The 15,785-nt window shown below is 62.8% G+C and carries 14 protein-coding genes; 4 read left to right on the forward strand and 10 right to left on the reverse strand.

Translation table 11 applies throughout. The features are described from left to right. Positions 1–205: 205 nt before the first annotated feature. Together QR290_RS21110 and QR290_RS21115 are read right to left on the reverse strand one after the other, a co-directional pair. The gene (locus QR290_RS21110; RefSeq protein ID WP_289203524.1) at positions 206–973 is read right to left on the reverse strand and encodes a CHAD domain-containing protein; all 768 of its coding nucleotides are present in this window, start codon (positions 971–973) and stop codon (positions 206–208) included. Positions 974–1,050: 77 nt separating this feature from the next. Further along, entirely contained in the window at positions 1,051–1,329 is a 279-nt protein-coding gene (locus tag QR290_RS21115; RefSeq protein WP_007950948.1) for a hypothetical protein, read from the reverse strand. Positions 1,330–1,546: 217 nt separating this feature from the next. On the opposite strand from QR290_RS21115, the gene QR290_RS21120 reads away from it, so the two are divergent. After that, complete coding sequence (locus QR290_RS21120) at positions 1,547–2,584, forward strand: patatin-like phospholipase family protein (RefSeq protein ID WP_289203525.1); 1,038 nt, start codon at positions 1,547–1,549, stop codon at positions 2,582–2,584. Here QR290_RS21120 and QR290_RS21125 read toward each other — a convergent pair. The 6 genes from QR290_RS21125 to kdpF form a co-directional block, all read right to left on the reverse strand. After that, a complete protein-coding gene (locus QR290_RS21125) occupies positions 2,581–3,279 on the reverse strand; it encodes a response regulator (RefSeq protein ID WP_039770498.1) in 699 nt (232 codons plus the stop codon). The two genes, QR290_RS21120 and QR290_RS21125, sit on opposite strands and share 4 nt — an antisense overlap. A gap of 48 nt (positions 3,280–3,327) precedes the next feature. Further along, entirely contained in the window at positions 3,328–5,979 is a 2,652-nt protein-coding gene (locus QR290_RS21130) for a sensor histidine kinase (protein WP_115078768.1), read from the reverse strand. Positions 5,980–6,107: 128 nt separating this feature from the next. Continuing rightward, entirely contained in the window at positions 6,108–6,653 is a 546-nt protein-coding gene (gene kdpC / locus QR290_RS21135; protein WP_289203526.1) for a potassium-transporting ATPase subunit KdpC, read from the reverse strand. A gap of 257 nt (positions 6,654–6,910) precedes the next feature. Next, on the reverse strand, positions 6,911–8,968 hold the full coding sequence (gene kdpB, locus QR290_RS21140; RefSeq protein WP_289203527.1) for a potassium-transporting ATPase subunit KdpB: 2,058 nt from the start codon (positions 8,966–8,968) through the stop codon (positions 6,911–6,913). Positions 8,969–8,978: 10 nt separating this feature from the next. After that, on the reverse strand, positions 8,979–10,673 hold the full coding sequence (gene kdpA, locus QR290_RS21145) for a potassium-transporting ATPase subunit KdpA (protein WP_289203528.1): 1,695 nt from the start codon (positions 10,671–10,673) through the stop codon (positions 8,979–8,981). 8 nt (positions 10,674–10,681) lie between these two features. Beyond that, the gene (gene kdpF / locus QR290_RS21150; protein ID WP_007950940.1) at positions 10,682–10,771 is read right to left on the reverse strand and encodes a K(+)-transporting ATPase subunit F; all 90 of its coding nucleotides are present in this window, start codon (positions 10,769–10,771) and stop codon (positions 10,682–10,684) included. Positions 10,772–11,202: 431 nt separating this feature from the next. Here kdpF and eat point away from each other — a divergent pair, with 431 nt between their 5' ends. Beyond that, positions 11,203–12,567 (forward strand): ethanolamine permease, encoded by a 1,365-nt coding sequence (eat, locus tag QR290_RS21155; protein ID WP_085607188.1) that lies wholly within the window; start codon positions 11,203–11,205, stop codon positions 12,565–12,567. A gap of 119 nt (positions 12,568–12,686) precedes the next feature. Beyond that, complete coding sequence (locus tag QR290_RS21160; RefSeq protein ID WP_007950938.1) at positions 12,687–12,854, forward strand: DUF2897 family protein; 168 nt, start codon at positions 12,687–12,689, stop codon at positions 12,852–12,854. Between the two features lie 45 nt (positions 12,855–12,899). Here QR290_RS21160 and QR290_RS21165 read toward each other — a convergent pair whose 3' ends face one another. Beyond that, positions 12,900–13,751 carry an urea carboxylase-associated family protein gene (locus QR290_RS21165; RefSeq protein ID WP_289203529.1) on the reverse strand — a complete coding sequence of 284 codons (852 nt, stop codon included), beginning with the start codon at positions 13,749–13,751 and terminating at the stop codon, positions 12,900–12,902. 175 nt (positions 13,752–13,926) lie between these two features. Here QR290_RS21165 and QR290_RS21170 point away from each other — a divergent pair, with 175 nt between their 5' ends. Further along, positions 13,927–14,484 (forward strand): TetR/AcrR family transcriptional regulator, encoded by a 558-nt coding sequence (locus tag QR290_RS21170; RefSeq protein ID WP_289203530.1) that lies wholly within the window; start codon positions 13,927–13,929, stop codon positions 14,482–14,484. Here the strand turns inward: QR290_RS21170 and fabF are convergent. Continuing rightward, entirely contained in the window at positions 14,481–15,755 is a 1,275-nt protein-coding gene (fabF, locus tag QR290_RS21175; protein ID WP_289203531.1) for a beta-ketoacyl-ACP synthase II, read from the reverse strand. The two genes, QR290_RS21170 and fabF, sit on opposite strands and share 4 nt — an antisense overlap. Positions 15,756–15,785: the final 30 nt, after the last annotated feature.

Genomic DNA, 15,785 nt, shown 5'->3' on the forward strand with positions numbered 1-15,785 from the left:
CCTCGGACACGAAAAAGGGAATGACCGGATCTTAACCAGCGCGGCAGAGCGGCGCAGCGTCCATTCCGGTCAAAGAGACTGACAGATAAGCCGTTTAGTGTGGGAGCGAGCCTGCTCGCGATAGCGGTGTGTCAGTCACTTCATTGGTGACCGTGCAGCCGTAATCGCGAGCAGGCTCGCTCCCACATGTGGTCTTGTGGAAAATTCAGGACTTGAAGCAGGCCGCGCTGAGCTTTTCCAGCACCCGGTCGGCCTTGATTTCGGCCTTGCCCATGGTCGCCTGCCAGGTGGCGACGCAGGGTTGCAGATCCGGCTCCTGCTCGGCGCGGGCCAGCCATTGCCAGCAATCATGCCAGTCACCGAGGGCGCCTTGCGCGGATTTCAAACGAGGCAATGCAGCTTCCGGCAAACGATCCAGTTCAGGGTAAGCCTCGATGCCATAACGCACGCGCTTGATCAGCAGGCGCAGGCGATGGCGGTCGTGGGCCGGGTCGTGCAGCGCCACGTCGAGATTCTTCCATTGTTTGCCCAGACGTTTTTCGATGCGCTTGTCCAGGCGTTCGAGCAATCCCTGGCGCTGGGACGCACGCAGAAAACGCGGAAAGGCATCGAGGATCATCAGCAGCGACGCCACTTCGGCGCTGGCCGCCAGCGTCGGGTAGGCCTCGGCCATTTGCGCCATGCGGCGCTGTGCAGCTTCCGGCTGATCATGCTTGATCAACCAGGCCGCCAGCACTTCGCGGTCGCGCCACGGCGTGGTCAGTTGCCCCACCGCAGCGGCCGCATCTTCCAGTTGCTCGACACCGGGCAAGCCGCGCAACGGTCGCAGCAAACTGCGCAAACGCCGCACGGTGGTGCGCAAATCATGCAGCGCCTCAGGATCAGTCCGGGCGGTCAAACGTGCCTGACAGGCCAGCAGCCTGACTTCCAGGCTCAAGACATGAGCCACCAACCGGTCGACCAACGCAGACATCGCTTGCTCCTGAATTCAATGGCTTTGCACGAGTGTGCGCTGGCGCAAGACACCTGTCCTTGCGCCACGTCAGCAGCTTAGCGTCCGGCGCGGGATTCGCGAATGTAGAACCGCGCCTTTTCGGCTTTCTTGGTGCAGCCTTCGAATCCTTCAAATTGCTGCTGAGTCTTGGCCGCCGTCAACAGCGACAGCGCCTTGGAATAGCTGACGGTGCCGGCAAACCCTTCGGCCTTCGCCAGATCCAGCTCGTGCCACGCCGCGTCGAGCTGGCTGCCGCAGCTGTCGCGGTAAGCGGTCTTGCCGGCGCAACCGGCCAATGCCAGCGCCATCAACGGCACACAGATCCAGGCTTTCATCACTCACACCTCAAAGATAGGTCAACAGTCGTGCAGGTAAGACGTTTCGGCAGCGAAAAAGTGCCTTGTGTCCCGCAATTGCACCGCACTGCAAAAGATAGCTCCGACGGGTCATGAAGTATCGAAAAAACGACGCCATCGCCGCCCCGAACGACCCCGGCGATTGTCGCCCGGCCCTCGATAGGTGCATTGTGGAACCTTGCCGGGAGGAAGTCGGATGAAAAAGCGTGTCGCACTGGTGCTGGGCTCCGGTGGCGCCCGGGGCTATGCCCATATCGGGGTCATTGAAGAGATCGAACGACGGGGCTATGACATCAGTTGTATTGCCGGCTGTTCAATGGGGGCCGTGGTCGGCGGAATCTACGCCGCCGGCAAGCTCGACGAGTACCGCAACTGGATCGAAAGCCTGGATTACCTCGACGTGCTGCGCCTGGTGGACGTCAGCTTCCGTCTCGGCGCGATCCGTGGCGAAAAGGTCTTCGGCCAGATCCGCAAGATCGTCGGCGAGATCAACATCGAAGACCTGCGCATTCCCTACACCGCCGTAGCCGCCGACCTCACCAACCAGCAGGAAATCTGGTTTCAGGAAGGCTGCCTGCATCAGGCCATGCGCGCCTCGGCGGCGATTCCCAGCCTGTTCACCCCGGTGATGCAGGGCAACCGGATGCTGGTGGACGGCGGCATTCTCAACCCGTTGCCGATCGTGCCAGTGGTGTCTAGCCACTGCGACCTGATCATCGCGGTCAATCTCAACTCGACCAACCAGCGCCATTACAAACTGCCGGTGATCCAGCGCCCCGCCGCGTTCCGCACACGCTTCGACAGCCTGATCAGTTCGCTGGGCTCGAAGATGCCGTTCCGCCGCAAACAGGCCGAGCAATTGCTGATGCTGGAACAGGAAGCGCTGCGTGCCGAAGCGGCTGACATCAATCCTTGGGTCGAAGGCGCCGAGCCGGAAACCCAGCAACCGGCCGCCGCCCCCGAACGCGACGGCGCACCGAAGTCCGCCACCGGATCGTTCATCGTCGATAACGTCGGGCCGGCGTCATTGCTGGACCTGATCAACCAGAGTTTCGAGGTGATGCAAACCTCGCTGGCGCAGTACAAGATCGCCGGGTATCCGCCGGATATCCTGATCAACGTGCCGAAGCGGGTGTGCCGGTTCTTCGAGTTCTACAAGGCGCCGGAGCTGATCGCGCTGGGTCGCGAGATCGCCCGGGATACGCTGGACCGCTATGAGAGCGAGCAGAACTAAAGGCTGCTCTCGCTCAACAAGCGATAACCGACACCGGCCTCGGTCACGATGAACCGGGGCCGGGTCGGATCGTCCGCCAGTTTCTGCCGCAGATGACCGACCACGATTCGCAGGTAGTGGCTGTCCTCGGTGTGAGTCGGGCCCCAGATGTCCTTGAGCAATTGCTGCTGGGTGATCACCCGCCCCGGATGCCGCGCCAGTTGCGCCAGCACTGCGTATTCCTTGCGGGTCAGGGCGACTTCGACGCCGTCGAGCAACACCCGGCGATACGCCAGGTCCACGGTCAGCGGGCCGAAATTCAACGCGGCCTGCTGCGCTTCGCCGGCCGGTGCCTGACGCAGCAATGCGCGCACCCGGGCGAGAAATTCCTGAATGCCGAACGGCTTGGTCACGTAGTCATTGGCGCCGCCATCCAGCGCCTGGACTTTCTGCCCTTCGCTGGCACGCACCGACAGCACCAGCACCGGCGCCGTGGCCCATTCGCGAAACTCGCGCAGCACTTGCTGACCGTCCATGTCCGGCAGGCCAAGGTCGAGCACCAGCAGATCGGGTTTGTTCAGCGCCGCCTGGGCCAGGCCCTCGGCGCCGGTGCCCGCCTCCAGCACTTTGTAGCCTTGGGAAGCGAGGCTGATGCGCAGGAACTTGCGGATCTGCGGTTCGTCATCAATGACCAAAATAGTCGCGGTCTGGCTCATGAATTCACATCAACACAAAAGAGTGGCAAGAGAGTAGCGCAGCGCGGATCAGGCTTCACCGTCCATCCCCGGTTGCGTCTGCAACGGCAGGTGCAGGGTGATGCAGGTGCCGCGCCCGTCGATCCCGTCGCCGACACTGATCCGTCCGCCGTGGGCGCCGACCATGCCCTGACAGATCGCCAGCCCAAGACCGGTGCCCTGCCCGCCCCGATCACCTCGGGCGGCGGTGTAGAACATGTCGAAAATCTTCGCCCGCTCATCGACCGGAATCCCCGGCCCTTCGTCGCTGACCGAGAAAAACACTTCGCTGTCATCCGCCCCGGCGCGCAGTTGCAGACGGCCGTGGGATGGCGAGAATCGGGCGGCGTTTTCCAGCACGTTCACCAAGGCCTGCTCGATCAGCGCGGCATGCACGAACAGCAATGGCAATTCGGCGGGTACATCGGTCGCGACCTGCAATGACGACAACACCGCCCGCAGACGATTGAGCGCACTGCCGACGATGTCCGCCGGCGACACCCAGTCCCGCGCCAGCTTCAGGGCGCCGTGGCCGAGGCGAGTCATGTCCAGCAGGTTCTGGATGTAGCGGTCGAGACGCTCGGCTTCATCGCGAGTGCCTTCGAGCAGCTCGCGGCGATCCTCCAGCGGGATCGCTTCGCCGAGGGCCAGCAGGCTGTCGATGCTGCCACGCATCGAGGTCAGCGGCGTGCGCAGATCGTGGGACACCGAGGCCAGCAAGGCACTGCGCAGTTGTTCGGTTTCGCCGTGCAGGCGCGCGGCTTCCAGGTCATCGGCCAGTTGTGCTCGGGCCAGCGCTTGAGCCAGTGGCTGACTCAACGCGGTCAGCAAACGACGACGCTGGCCGCTCAAGGTCTGGCCCTCTTTGGCACACACACCGAGCAGCGCCAGCGGCCCGTCTTCCACCGACAGCGGCCACCACCACCAGCGGCCGAACGGCAACGTGCCGGTGCCCATGCCCGCCGGTTGATCGTGTTGCCAGGCCCAGTCGGCAGCAGCGCGTTCGGATTCTGTGAATTGCAGCGGCCCGCCGGTTTCGACCTTCCAACTGCCCTGCCCGTCGCGATTGAGCAGACACAATTGCAGATCGCTCCAGCCATTGAGGTGTTGCGCGGCGGCGCTGACCACGGCCTGACGGTCGGTGGCGGCGGTGAGTTTGCGCGACAGGTCGAGCAGTTCGGTGGTCTCTTCCTGGGTATCGCGCAGTGCCTGCAATTGTCGACGCTGACGCGCCGCGAGGTTGCCGGTGAGCGCCGCCATCAGCAGGAAAAACAGCAAGGTCAGCACGTCCTCTTCGCGCTGGATGCTGAAGGAGAAATTCGGCGGGATGAACAGAAAGTCATAGGTCAGAAACGACAACGCCGCACAGGCCAGCGCCGGGCCGAGACTGCTGCGCACCGCCACCAGAAGCACAGCAGCAAGGAACACCAGCGAGATGTTCGGCAACGGCAGCACGCTGGACACCGCCCATGCCAGCGCACTGGCCAGAATCGTCGCCACCAGCGCCAGCGCATAGTCGAACCACACCAGCGTCGGCGCTACACGCGGGCGCGGCTGATGCTGTTCCTGATCACTGTCCAGCACGTTGATTTCCAGACCGTGGGCCTGACGCAGCAATCGCGCCGCCAGCCCACCGCCGAACAGGCGTCGGCGCAGACGCGGCCGGGACTGGCCGACCAGCACCAGACTCGCCCGCCGTTCAGCCGCATGCTGGATCAGGGTTTTCGCCACTTCGCCGGCCCGCAACAGCACCACTTCGCCGCCGAGGCGTTCGGCCAGTTGCTGGGCGCTTTGCAGGCGCAGCCGTGACTGCTCGTCGCGCACGCTGCCGTTGTCGACGTGCACCAGACTCCACGGCAAATGCCGGCGCTGGGCGACGCGGCTGGCGTGACGCACCAGCCGTTCGGCCTGAGCATCGCCATCGACGCCGACCAGCAAGCGCCCGCGCACCGCCGGCGCGGCTTGACCGAGCTGGCGATAGCCCTGAGCGAGATCGTTATCGACCTGCGCGGCAGCGGTCTGCATCGCCAGTTCGCGCAGTGCGGTGAGGTTGGTCTGGGTGAAAAATGCATCGATCGCCGCTCGCGCCTGCTCCGGCACGTAGACCTTGCCTTCGCGCAGGCGCTCGAGCAATTCCCGGGGTGGCAGGTCGATCAGCAGCAGTTCGTAGGCTTCTTGCAGCACCCAGTCCGGCAGGGTTTCGCGCACCTGCACACCGGTGATGCCGCGCACCTGATCGTTGAGGCTTTCCAGATGCTGGACGTTGACCGTGGTGTACACGTCGATGCCGGCGGCGAGCAGCTCCTGAATGTCCTGCCAGCGTTTGGCGTGGCGACTGCCGGGGGCGTTGCTGTGGGCCAGCTCATCCACCAGAACCAGTTTCGGTTTGGCGGCGAGCAGGCCGTCGAGGTCCATTTCTTCAAGCGTCACGCCACGGTATTCCGAGCGCACCAACGGCAGTTGCGGCAGGCCGCCAAGCAGCGCTTCGGTTTCGGCACGGCCGTGGGTTTCGACCACCCCGGCGATGACTTTCACGCCTTGGCGCAACTGGCTGTGGGCCGCCTGCAACATCGCGTAGGTCTTGCCCACGCCCGGTGCAGCGCCGAGGAAAACCTTGAGCCGGCCGCGTCCATCGCGGGGCAAGTCTGCTAACAGCGCGTCGGCGCGGCCGGAGTCACTCATGCTTGAAAGTCTCTTCCTGATGTTTGTGTATTGCCTGGACTGCCGTCATCGCTGGCAAGCCAGCTCCCACAGGGAGAATGCGTGCTCCTGTGGGAGCTGGCTTGCCAGCGATTGGCCGCGCCACCGATTCAGAGCTTTTCCAGCGCCATGTTCAGCGCCAGCACATTCACCACTGGCGGGCCCACCAGCGGCTGTTCGATGTGCGCGTCGAGCAGTTGCTGCAAGGTCGCCACCGGCACATTGCGCGCTGCCGCAACACGCGCCAGTTGATAGGCAATCGCCGCCGGTGGCAAGTGCGGATCGAGACCGCTGCCAGAGTTGGTCAGCAACGCCAACGGCACCGGGCCCTGACCGGGCACCTGCAGCTTGTTGGCGTCATCGATCACCCGAGTGGCCAGCGCCGGATTGCTTGGCGACAGGTTGCTCGCACTGCTCGACACGGTGGCGAAGGCACCGGCTGATGGACGCGGATGGAACCAGGCATCGCCGACAAAATCCTGAGCGATCAGCGACGAGCCGCGCACCTTGCCTTCGGCATCGCGCACCAGGCTGCCGTTGGCCTGCTCGGGGAAGGCGACCTGAGCAACACCGGTCACCACCAATGGATAGGCAACGCCTGTGACCAGGGTCATCAGCACCAGCAGGCTCAGGGCCGGACGTAACATTGTGGACATTTCGGAATCCTCGAATTCATTGGGCAAACTTTGGTGGGGTGTCAGGAAGATCCATCCCCCTCACCTCAGCCCTCTCCCCCAAGGGGGCGAGGGGGAAAGGGAGCCGATTGGAGGATTTTCAAATCCTGAGTTCGGCTCGGTAATTCAGGTCGATGTATCTCCAGAGAACACCTCATTCAGTCCCCTCTCCCCCTGGGAGAGGGTTAGGGTGAGGGCTGGATCTCAAGCCGTGTAGAGATCCAGCAAACACCGCTCACTCAAACCAGATGCAACGCCGTCAACAGCATGTCGATCGCCTTGATCCCCACGAACGGCACCAGAATCCCGCCCAGGCCATAGATCAGCAGATTGCGACGCAGCAACGCCGCCGCACTCGCCGCCTGCACCCGCACACCGCGCAGGGCCAGCGGAATCAGCACGACGATGATCAAAGCGTTGAAGACGATGGCCGACAGGATCGCGCTCTGCGGGCTGCTCAAATGCATGATGTTCAGCACGCCCAATTGCGGGTAGATCGCGGCAAACAGAGCCGGCAGGATCGCGAAGTACTTGGCCACGTCGTTGGCGATGGAAAAGGTCGTCAGCGCGCCGCGAGTCACCAGCAACTCCTTGCCGATCTGCACCACGTCCAGCAGCTTGGTCGGGTCGCTGTCGAGGTCGACCATGTTGGCCGCTTCGCGCGCGGCTTGCGTGCCGTCGTTCATCGCCATGCCGACGTCAGCCTGGGCCAGCGCCGGAGCATCGTTGGCGCCGTCGCCGCACATCGCGACCAGACGCCCGTCGTTCTGCTCGTGACGGATGCGGGCGAGTTTTTTCTCCGGTGTGGCTTCGGCCAGCACGTCATCGACGCCCGCTTCAGCGGCAATCGCTGCGGCGGTCAGCGGGTTGTCGCCAGTGACCATCACCGTGCGAATCCCCAGTTTGCGCAGCTCGGCAAAACGCTCGCGGATGCCCGGCTTGACCACGTCTTTCAGGTGAATCGCGCCGAGCAGTTTGCCGTCGGCGCAAACCAGCAACGGCGTGCCGCCACTCTGGGCAATCCTGTCGATTTCCCGGGACAGCGCCGGGGCCAGATCCTTGCGTTGCTGACCGAGGAAGGCCAGCAGCGAGTCCACCGCCCCTTTGCGGAATACACGGCCCTGATAATCGACACCGGACAAGCGGGTTTCGGCACTGAACGGTACGGCGGTCAGGGTTTCCGGTGAAGGTTCCGGCTGTGGATTGGTGCCGCGCAGGTACTCGACGATGGACTTTCCTTCGGCAGTTTCGTCGGCCAGCGAGGCGAACAGCGCACCTTCGGCCAGCTCACGGGCGTTCACACCCGGCGCCGCATACACCGCGCTGCAACGACGATTACCGAAGGTGATGGTGCCGGTCTTGTCCAGCAGCAGCACATGCACGTCACCCGCCGCTTCCACCGCACGGCCGGATTTGGCAATCACGTTCAGGCGCACCAGACGATCCATCCCGGCAATACCGATCGCCGACAGCAGGCCGCCGATGGTGGTCGGAATCAGCGTGACCAATAACGCCACCAGGAACACCAGCGGCAGGCTGCCGTTGGCGAAGTGGGCGAACGGTTGCAGGGTCACGACCACCAGCAGAAAGATCAGGGTCAGGCCGATCAGCAGGATATCCAGCGCCACTTCGTTCGGGGTCTTCTGGCGTTTGGCGCCTTCGACCAGCGCGATCATGCGGTCGAGGGTCGATTCACCGGGGTTGGCGGTGATCTTCACCAGCAACCAGTCGGACACCAGCCGGGTGTTGCCGGTAACGGCGGAACGGTCGCCGCCGGACTCACGGATTACCGGCGCCGATTCGCCGGTAATCGCCGCTTCGTTGACCGCCGCGATGCCTTCGATGACCTCGCCGTCACCGGGGATCATTTCGCCGGCTTCAACGCGCACCACATCGCCCTTGCGCAGGCTGGTGGCCGGTACGACCTGGAAGCTGCCGTTGGCCAGTTTGCGTCGGGCGCTGAGGCCTTCACTACCAGCCTTGAGGCTGTCGGCGCGGGCCTTGCCGCGACCTTCGGCCAGCGCTTCGGCGAAGTTGGCGAACAGCACGGTGAACCACAGCCACAGGGCGATTTGCGCGGCGACGAAGGTCGGCACGCTGCTGTCGGGAATGAAGCACAGCACGGTGGTCAGGATCGCCGTCAGTTCGACCACCAGCATCACCGGCGAGCGCTGCAACTGGCGCGGGTCGAGCTTGACGAACGCTTGCACCAGCGCCGGGCGCCACAGGGCGCTGATCGCGGTTTTCGCTTGTTCCGGCGCCTTGACGGCGGCGGGTTTGATTGCGGGCATATTCATCATCAGCTCCTTAGAAGCCCATGCTCAGGTGTTCAGCGATAGGGCCCAATGCAAGGGTCGGCAAGAAGGTCAGGCCGCCCACCAGCAAAATGGTCACGGTCAACAGGGTCACGAACAGCGGGCCGTGGGTCGGGAAGCTGTTCTGGCCGATCGGCGCGGTTTTCTTCATTGCCAGGCTGCCGGCCAAAGCCAGTACCGGAAGGATGTAACCGAAGCGGCCGATCAACATGCCAAGGCCCAGCATCAGGTTATGGAACGCGGTGTTGGCGCCGAAGCCGCCGAACGCCGAACCGTTGTTCGCGCTGGCCGAGGTGTAGGCGTAGAGCAACTGGCTGAAACCGTGCGGACCGGGGTTGCTCACCGCCGCCACCGGGCCCGGCAGGCTCGCGGCAATCGCACCGAGCACCAACACGCCGACCGGCATCACCAGCAGGGTGACGACCAGCAGTTGCACTTCACGGGCCTGGAGTTTCTTGCCGAGGTATTCCGGCGTGCGGCCGATCATCAGGCCGGCGAGGAACACCGCGATCAGCACGTTCAGCAACATGCCGTAGAGCCCGGCGCCGACGCCGCCGAAGATCACTTCGCCGACCATCATGTTGACCAGCGCGACCATGCCGCTGAGCGGGTTGAGGCTGTCATGCATGCCGTTGACCGAACCGTTCGACGCCGCCGTGGTAGTCACCGACCAGAGCACGGTGGCGGTGGTGCCGAAGCGCGCTTCCTTGCCTTCCAGCGGCGCGGTTTGTTCGACGGCGACGTTGTTCAAGGCAGGGTTTGGCTGGTACTCGGCCCACAGCGAAGTCGCGCCGCCGATGATGAACAGCGCAAGCATGCAGCCGATGATGGCGCGGCTCTGACGCAGGTCTTTCACGTAGTGGCCAAAGGTGAACACCAGCGCCACCGGGATCAGAATGATCGAGGCGACTTCGAACAGGTTGCTCCACGCGGTCGGGTTCTCGAACGGATGCGCCGAGTTGACGCCGAAGAAACCACCGCCGTTGGTGCCCAGTTGCTTGATCGCAATCTGGCTGGCGGCCGGGCCGAGCGGGATGACTTGGTCAACGCCCTGCATCGTCACAGCATTCACGTATTGCTCGAAGGTCTGCGGCACGCCCTGCCATACCAGGTACAGCGCCAGCAGCAGGCACAGCGGCAGCAAGCCGTAGAGGGTGGCGCGGGTCATGTCGACCCAGAAGTTGCCGAGAGTCTTGGTGGATTTGCGCCCGATGCCACGGCACAGCGCGACCAGTACGGCGAGGCCGGTGGCGGCACTGACGAAGTTCTGCACGGTGAGGCCGACCATCTGGCTCAGATAGCTGAGCGACGCTTCGCCGCTGTAGGCCTGCCAGTTGGTGTTGGTCATGAAACTGACGGCGGTGTTGAACGCGAGGGTCCACTCCTGGCCCGGCAGGTTTTGCGGGTTCAGCGGCAGGTGATCCTGGAACAGCAGGATCGCGAACAGAAGCAGGAAACCGGCGAGGTTGAACGCCAGCAGCGCCAGCGTGTACTTCTGCCAGCTCTGTTCGTCCTGCGGATTGACCCCGGCAATGCGATAGCAGCCGCGCTCGACCGGGCCGAGAATCGGCGTCAGCCAGGTACGCTGGCCCTCCATCACCCTGTAGTAGAAGCGCCCGAGGAACGGCGCCGGCAGCAAGACCACCGCGAAGAATGCGAGGATCAGCCAATAGTCATAACTGTGCATAGCCGCTCCTAAGTCCGATCCGCGCGCAACAGCGCAACCAACAGATAAATGAACAGCCCCACTGCCAGCAGCAGTGACACCCCGTCCAGAACGCTCATGGAAGATCTCCGTGTTACGGCGTATTGCCGCGTGTGGAGGCATTGTCGGAAAGGAGGCTGTAAAGGAACGAGAGCGAGGGTGCGCGCGGGGCATAAAGAAAGCGTAAAGAGTGGGTTTACGCGGGCGTTACAGCAGAGTTATGCGTCGTGTGGACGGGCCTCTTCGTCGGATCGCCGCCCGGACCAAGCCCGCTCCCACATTTTGAAATGCGCGCGTCCAGACACCGCTGACACCTGTGGGACCGGGCTTGCCCGCGAAGACGGCAGCACAGACAACATCGCACCCAACTGGCGCACAATTTTGTGGGCATTGCGCCGCGAACATCCCCGATACGACAGCTTTCAGCGCTTTACGACCCGTCAATACAAAATGGCACGCCCACTGCACACGCCCTTCCCCGAGCTTTCCAAACCGTTCAGGGAGCAAATGCATGAACACACAACTCAAACCCACGCTGGGCACGTTGCACCTGTGGGGCATTGCGGTGGGGCTGGTGATTTCCGGGGAGTATTTCGGCTGGAGTTATGGCTGGGGCGTCGCGGGGACACTGGGCTTTCTGGTGACCTCGTTCATGGTCGCGACCATGTACACCTGCTTCATTTTCAGCTTCACCGAACTGACCACGGCGATTCCTCACGCGGGCGGGCCGTTCGCTTACAGCCGTCGGGCTTTCGGTGAGAAAGGTGGATTGATCGCCGGGTTGGCGACGCTGATAGAATTCGTCTTCGCTCCGCCGGCGATTGCATTGGCGATTGGCGCGTACCTGAACGTGCAGTTTCCGGCCCTCGATCCGAAACACGCGGCGGTCGGCGCGTATATCGTGTTCATGGGGTTGAACATTCTCGGTGTGAAGCTGGCCGCGACCTTCGAATTGATCGTCTGTGTCCTGGCCGTCGCCGAGCTGTTGGTGTTCATGGGCGTGGTCGCGCCGGCGTTCAGTTTCAGCAACTTCGCGCTTAATGGCTGGGCTGGCTCGGACATCTTCGGCGCTCCGGCGATTGCCGGGATGTTCGCAGCGATTCCGTTTGCGATCTGGTTTTTCCTCGCCATCGAAGGCGCAGCCATGGCGGCCGAGGAAGCCAAGGACCCGAAACGCACGATTCCCAAGGCCTACATCAGCGGCATTCTGACCCTGGTGTTGCTGGCGATGGGCGTGATGTTCTTTGCCGGCGGTGTCGGCGACTGGCGCACCCTGTCGAACATCAACGATCCGCTGCCTCAAGCGATGAAAACCGTGGTCGGCGACAACTCCGGCTGGCTGCACATGCTGGTGTGGATCGGTCTGTTCGGGCTGGTGGCGAGTTTCCACGGCATCATTCTTGGTTACTCGCGGCAGTTCTTCGCCCTCGCCCGCGCCGGTTACCTTCCCGCCTCTCTGGCGAAACTGTCGCGCTTCCAGACCCCGCACCGCGCCATCATTGCCGGCGGCGTGATCGGCATCGCGGCGATCTACAGCGACGGCCTGATCAATCTCGGCGGCATGACCCTCACCGCCGCGATGATCACCATGGCCGTGTTCGGGGCAATCGTGATGTACATCATGAGCATGCTCAGCCTGTTCAAACTGCGCAAATCCGAACCGAATCTGGAGCGCACCTTCCGCGCGCCGTGCTACCCGCTGATCCCGCTGATTGCACTGGTGTTGGCCGTGGTGTGCCTGGTGGCGATGGCCTGGTTCAATGCGTTGATCGGGCTGATCTTTCTCGGCTTCATGGCCGTCGGTTTCGGCTACTTCCTGTTGACCGGCCAGTTGCGCGCCAACGCCCCGGCAGACGCCATGCTCACTGGTCTGTAAACCGCGACGGGCATAACCGGCCTAGAATGGAACCACTGCGAATGCACTTCGCTCAAAGTGGTATGCAGCGTTGCACGGCGAAACCCTCGCCCGTCGACCTGTCTTTAAGGAGAGCCGTTATGCCTTGGTATGCCTGGTTGATTCTGGTCGTTGCAATCGGCTCGATCGTCGGCGGTCTGATGATGTTGCGTGACACCGCCAACAAGGTCGAACTGACCGATGAACAACGCAAGCGCGTCGCTGAACGCAACGCCGAAGCGGACATCAAGGACGCGCAGGACCGCTGAACGAAAAACCCCGCCTGAATCGGCGGGGTTTGTTTTTTGTGGCGATTATTTTTCCCACTCGGCCTTGGCAATGTGCAAGCCATGCAGGCCTTTGTACGCCGCACGTTCCGGCTGGCTCCAGCCTTCGAGTAACGCATCGTCCAGACGATAGATTTCCACCCCGAGCGGGCGGCACACGGTCAGCGGGTCCTGCGCGTCCGGCCCCCACATCGCCAATGACAGATCACCACCCGGGCAGGTCGACAACGCGCACAGCAAGTCGATTTCGGCGAAGAACTCCAGATAATCGCCCTTCTGCGCCGGGCAGGCTTTCATGAAATACAGGTCATCGTGATTCAGGCCGGTGCACTGAAAGATGTTCAACACGTCGTGCACGTCGAACTCAGTCAGACCGTGCGGTAGAACGGCGCGGGTCAGGTTGGAATGGCAATGATGATGGAAATCTTCGCCGGTGAGCATCTTGTTCACGTAGGGATCACAGCGCGTACCGAGCAAATCGTGCAGGCGCCCGCCATGTTCGTCGATACCGTAACCGGCCAGGCTGTCATCGGTGATGGTCACCAGTGGCCGCAGAAAAGGCAGGTTCGACCAGAGGCGATCATGGGTGCTGACATGGGCGCCCTGCAGTTGCCGGGTGCGCGCCGCCCACATCCGTTCGCGCGGATCGTGGGCATTCCACACATTGAAGTCGCCCACCTGTGGCCCCACCGGTGTGGTGACACGAAACACATGCCCCGCCGGCACGTGCCAGGCACGCCCGGAGCGGATTGGCACTTCGAATTGTTCGATCAGCGTACGACCTTCCTTGCGGTCGCGAATCCGTTCGTAGAAAGGTGTATTGACCTGTAACGCCGAGCCTTTGCTGACCTGATAGGCGGCCGGGTAGTCTTTGTACATGATTCTCCTGCTCCTCAAGTGATGGCAACTTTGCAAGCTGCAACCACTATCCGTGCCAACCGTGGAGGGCTGTTACGAACATGTCGGAGTCACCGACAGCTTTTTTAGAAGTAGAAGTACAGTCACCATTCAATTTGCATTGGTTAAGATGGCGGTCTTGTTGCGGAGAGTTTAAATGCGTTACTCGCAAGATCATAAAGCCCAGACCCATCAGCGCATCATCAAGGAAGCGTCCGAGCGGTTTCGCAAGGACGGCATTGGTGCGACCGGTCTGCAACCTTTGATGAAGGCGCTGGGCCTGACCCATGGCGGCTTTTATTCGCATTTCAAATCGAAGGACGAGTTGGTGGAGAAGGCCCTGCAGGCGGCCGGTGATCAGGTTGCCGGACTCTGTACCGAACTCTTTGCCCAGGAAAAACCGCTGGAAGCCTTCATCGATACGTACCTCTCCGAATGGCACCAGACTTCTCCTCATGAGGGCTGCCCGTTGTTGACCATTTCTTCGGAACTGGGATTGCGCGGCCAGCCGAGTCCGACCAGCGACGCTGTGCTGAAGGCACGTCTGGATCAAATCCAGAGCACCCTCGAAGACGAGAACGCCGCCCAGCGCAGCATCGTCATCATGTCGACGCTGGTGGGTGCGCTCCTGCTGTCACGCAGTGTTGCGGATGCCGAATTTGCGCAGCAGATCCTCGACGTCACCCGCGAACACCTCAAGCGCTCCGAAGACTAAGCCTGCCAGCGCTTGAACAGCACGCTGGCATTGACCCCGCCGAAGCCGAACCCGTTGGACAACGCATACTCGATCGGCATCGACCGCGCCTGACCGTGGACAATGTCCACACCTTCGCTCGCCGGATCGGGATTTTCCAGGTTGAGGGTCGGCGGAACGATCTGATCGCGGATCGCCAACAACGTGAAGATCGCTTCCAGACCTCCCGCCGCACCGAGCAAATGCCCCGTCGCGGATTTGGTCGAGGTCACGGCGATTGAGTCTTGCGCGCCAAACACCGACTTGATCGCCGCCAGCTCACCGAGGTCGCCCACTGGCGTCGAAGTCGCATGGGCGTTCAGATGCTGCACCTGATCCGGAGTGATGCCGGCCTGAGCCAGCGCCAGAGTCATCGCCCGCCGAGCGCCACTGCCATCCTCCGGCCCTGCGGTCAGGTGATAGGCATCGGCGCTGGTGCCGTAACCGACCAGCTCGACCAACGGCTGCGCGCCGCGGGCCAGTGCGTGCTCCAGCGACTCGATCACCAGCAGCCCGGCGCCTTCGCCCATCACGAAACCGTCCCTGCCGCTGTCGAAAGGTCGTGAAGCGCGCTCAGGCGTGTCGTTGTAGCCGCTGGACAAGGCTCGCGCCGCCGCAAAACCGGCGAGGCTGACTCGATCGATTGATGCCTCGGCACCACCACATACCGCGATATCGGCCTCACCGGCGCGAATCAGCCGAGCGGCGTCACCAATCGCCTGCACACCGGCGGCACACGCGGTGACCGGCGCACCGAGCGGGCCCTTCAGACCGTGCTGGATCGAAACATGCCCCGCCGCAAGGTTGACCAGAAACGAGGGGATGGTGAACGGCGACAAGCGTCGCGGGCCTCGGCTGTCGGTGGTGCGTACCGCATCGGCGATCGCGCCGAACCCGCCGACACCTGAGCCAATGATGGTGGCCGTGCGCTCCTGAGCCTGGGACTCCATCGGATGCCAGCCGGCCTGTTCAAGCGCCTGCCGGGCAGCCTCCATCGCGAACAGAATGAAACGATCCATTTTCTTCTGTTCTTTGGGCGGCGTGGCACGGTCAGGATCGAAACCCGCTTCGGCATCCTCCTCCACCGTCGGCACCACACCGCCGACCCGGGTCGGCAGATCGGCAATCACCGCTTCCGGCAGGTTTCGCAATCCCGAACGCCCGGCCAGCAGGCGCTGCCAGACCACCTCGACTCCGCTTCCCAAGGGCGATACCAGGCCCATACCCGTGACAACTACTCGACGCTGATCCATATCGGGTTGACCTCTCGCGACTCAAAAGTC

Source organism: Pseudomonas fluorescens (assembly GCF_030344995.1).
GTDB classification, from domain to species: domain Bacteria; phylum Pseudomonadota; class Gammaproteobacteria; order Pseudomonadales; family Pseudomonadaceae; genus Aquipseudomonas; species Aquipseudomonas fluorescens_BF.

What these genes read in the sequence shown, in the direction of transcription:
- kdpF (WP_007950940.1), bottom strand. Translation starts at nt 10,771, where the DNA reads ATGAGCGTTCTGGACGGGGTGTCACTGCTGCTGGCAGTGGGGCTGTTC.
- QR290_RS21115 (WP_007950948.1), bottom strand. Translation starts at nt 1,329, where the DNA reads ATGAAAGCCTGGATCTGTGTGCCGTTGATGGCGCTGGCATTGGCCGGT.
- kdpB (WP_289203527.1), bottom strand. Translation starts at nt 8,968, where the DNA reads ATGAATATGCCCGCAATCAAACCCGCCGCCGTCAAGGCGCCGGAACAA.
- QR290_RS21120 (WP_289203525.1), top strand. Translation starts at nt 1,547, where the DNA reads ATGAAAAAGCGTGTCGCACTGGTGCTGGGCTCCGGTGGCGCCCGGGGC.
- QR290_RS21110 (WP_289203524.1), bottom strand. Translation starts at nt 973, where the DNA reads ATGTCTGCGTTGGTCGACCGGTTGGTGGCTCATGTCTTGAGCCTGGAA.
- QR290_RS21125 (WP_039770498.1), bottom strand. Translation starts at nt 3,279, where the DNA reads ATGAGCCAGACCGCGACTATTTTGGTCATTGATGACGAACCGCAGATC.
- eat (WP_085607188.1), top strand. Translation starts at nt 11,203, where the DNA reads ATGAACACACAACTCAAACCCACGCTGGGCACGTTGCACCTGTGGGGC.
- kdpA (WP_289203528.1), bottom strand. Translation starts at nt 10,673, where the DNA reads ATGCACAGTTATGACTATTGGCTGATCCTCGCATTCTTCGCGGTGGTC.
- QR290_RS21130 (WP_115078768.1), bottom strand. Translation starts at nt 5,979, where the DNA reads ATGAGTGACTCCGGCCGCGCCGACGCGCTGTTAGCAGACTTGCCCCGC.
- QR290_RS21165 (WP_289203529.1), bottom strand. Translation starts at nt 13,751, where the DNA reads ATGTACAAAGACTACCCGGCCGCCTATCAGGTCAGCAAAGGCTCGGCG.
- kdpC (WP_289203526.1), bottom strand. Translation starts at nt 6,653, where the DNA reads ATGTCCACAATGTTACGTCCGGCCCTGAGCCTGCTGGTGCTGATGACC.
- QR290_RS21160 (WP_007950938.1), top strand. Translation starts at nt 12,687, where the DNA reads ATGCCTTGGTATGCCTGGTTGATTCTGGTCGTTGCAATCGGCTCGATC.
- fabF (WP_289203531.1), bottom strand. Translation starts at nt 15,755, where the DNA reads ATGGATCAGCGTCGAGTAGTTGTCACGGGTATGGGCCTGGTATCGCCC.
- QR290_RS21170 (WP_289203530.1), top strand. Translation starts at nt 13,927, where the DNA reads ATGCGTTACTCGCAAGATCATAAAGCCCAGACCCATCAGCGCATCATC.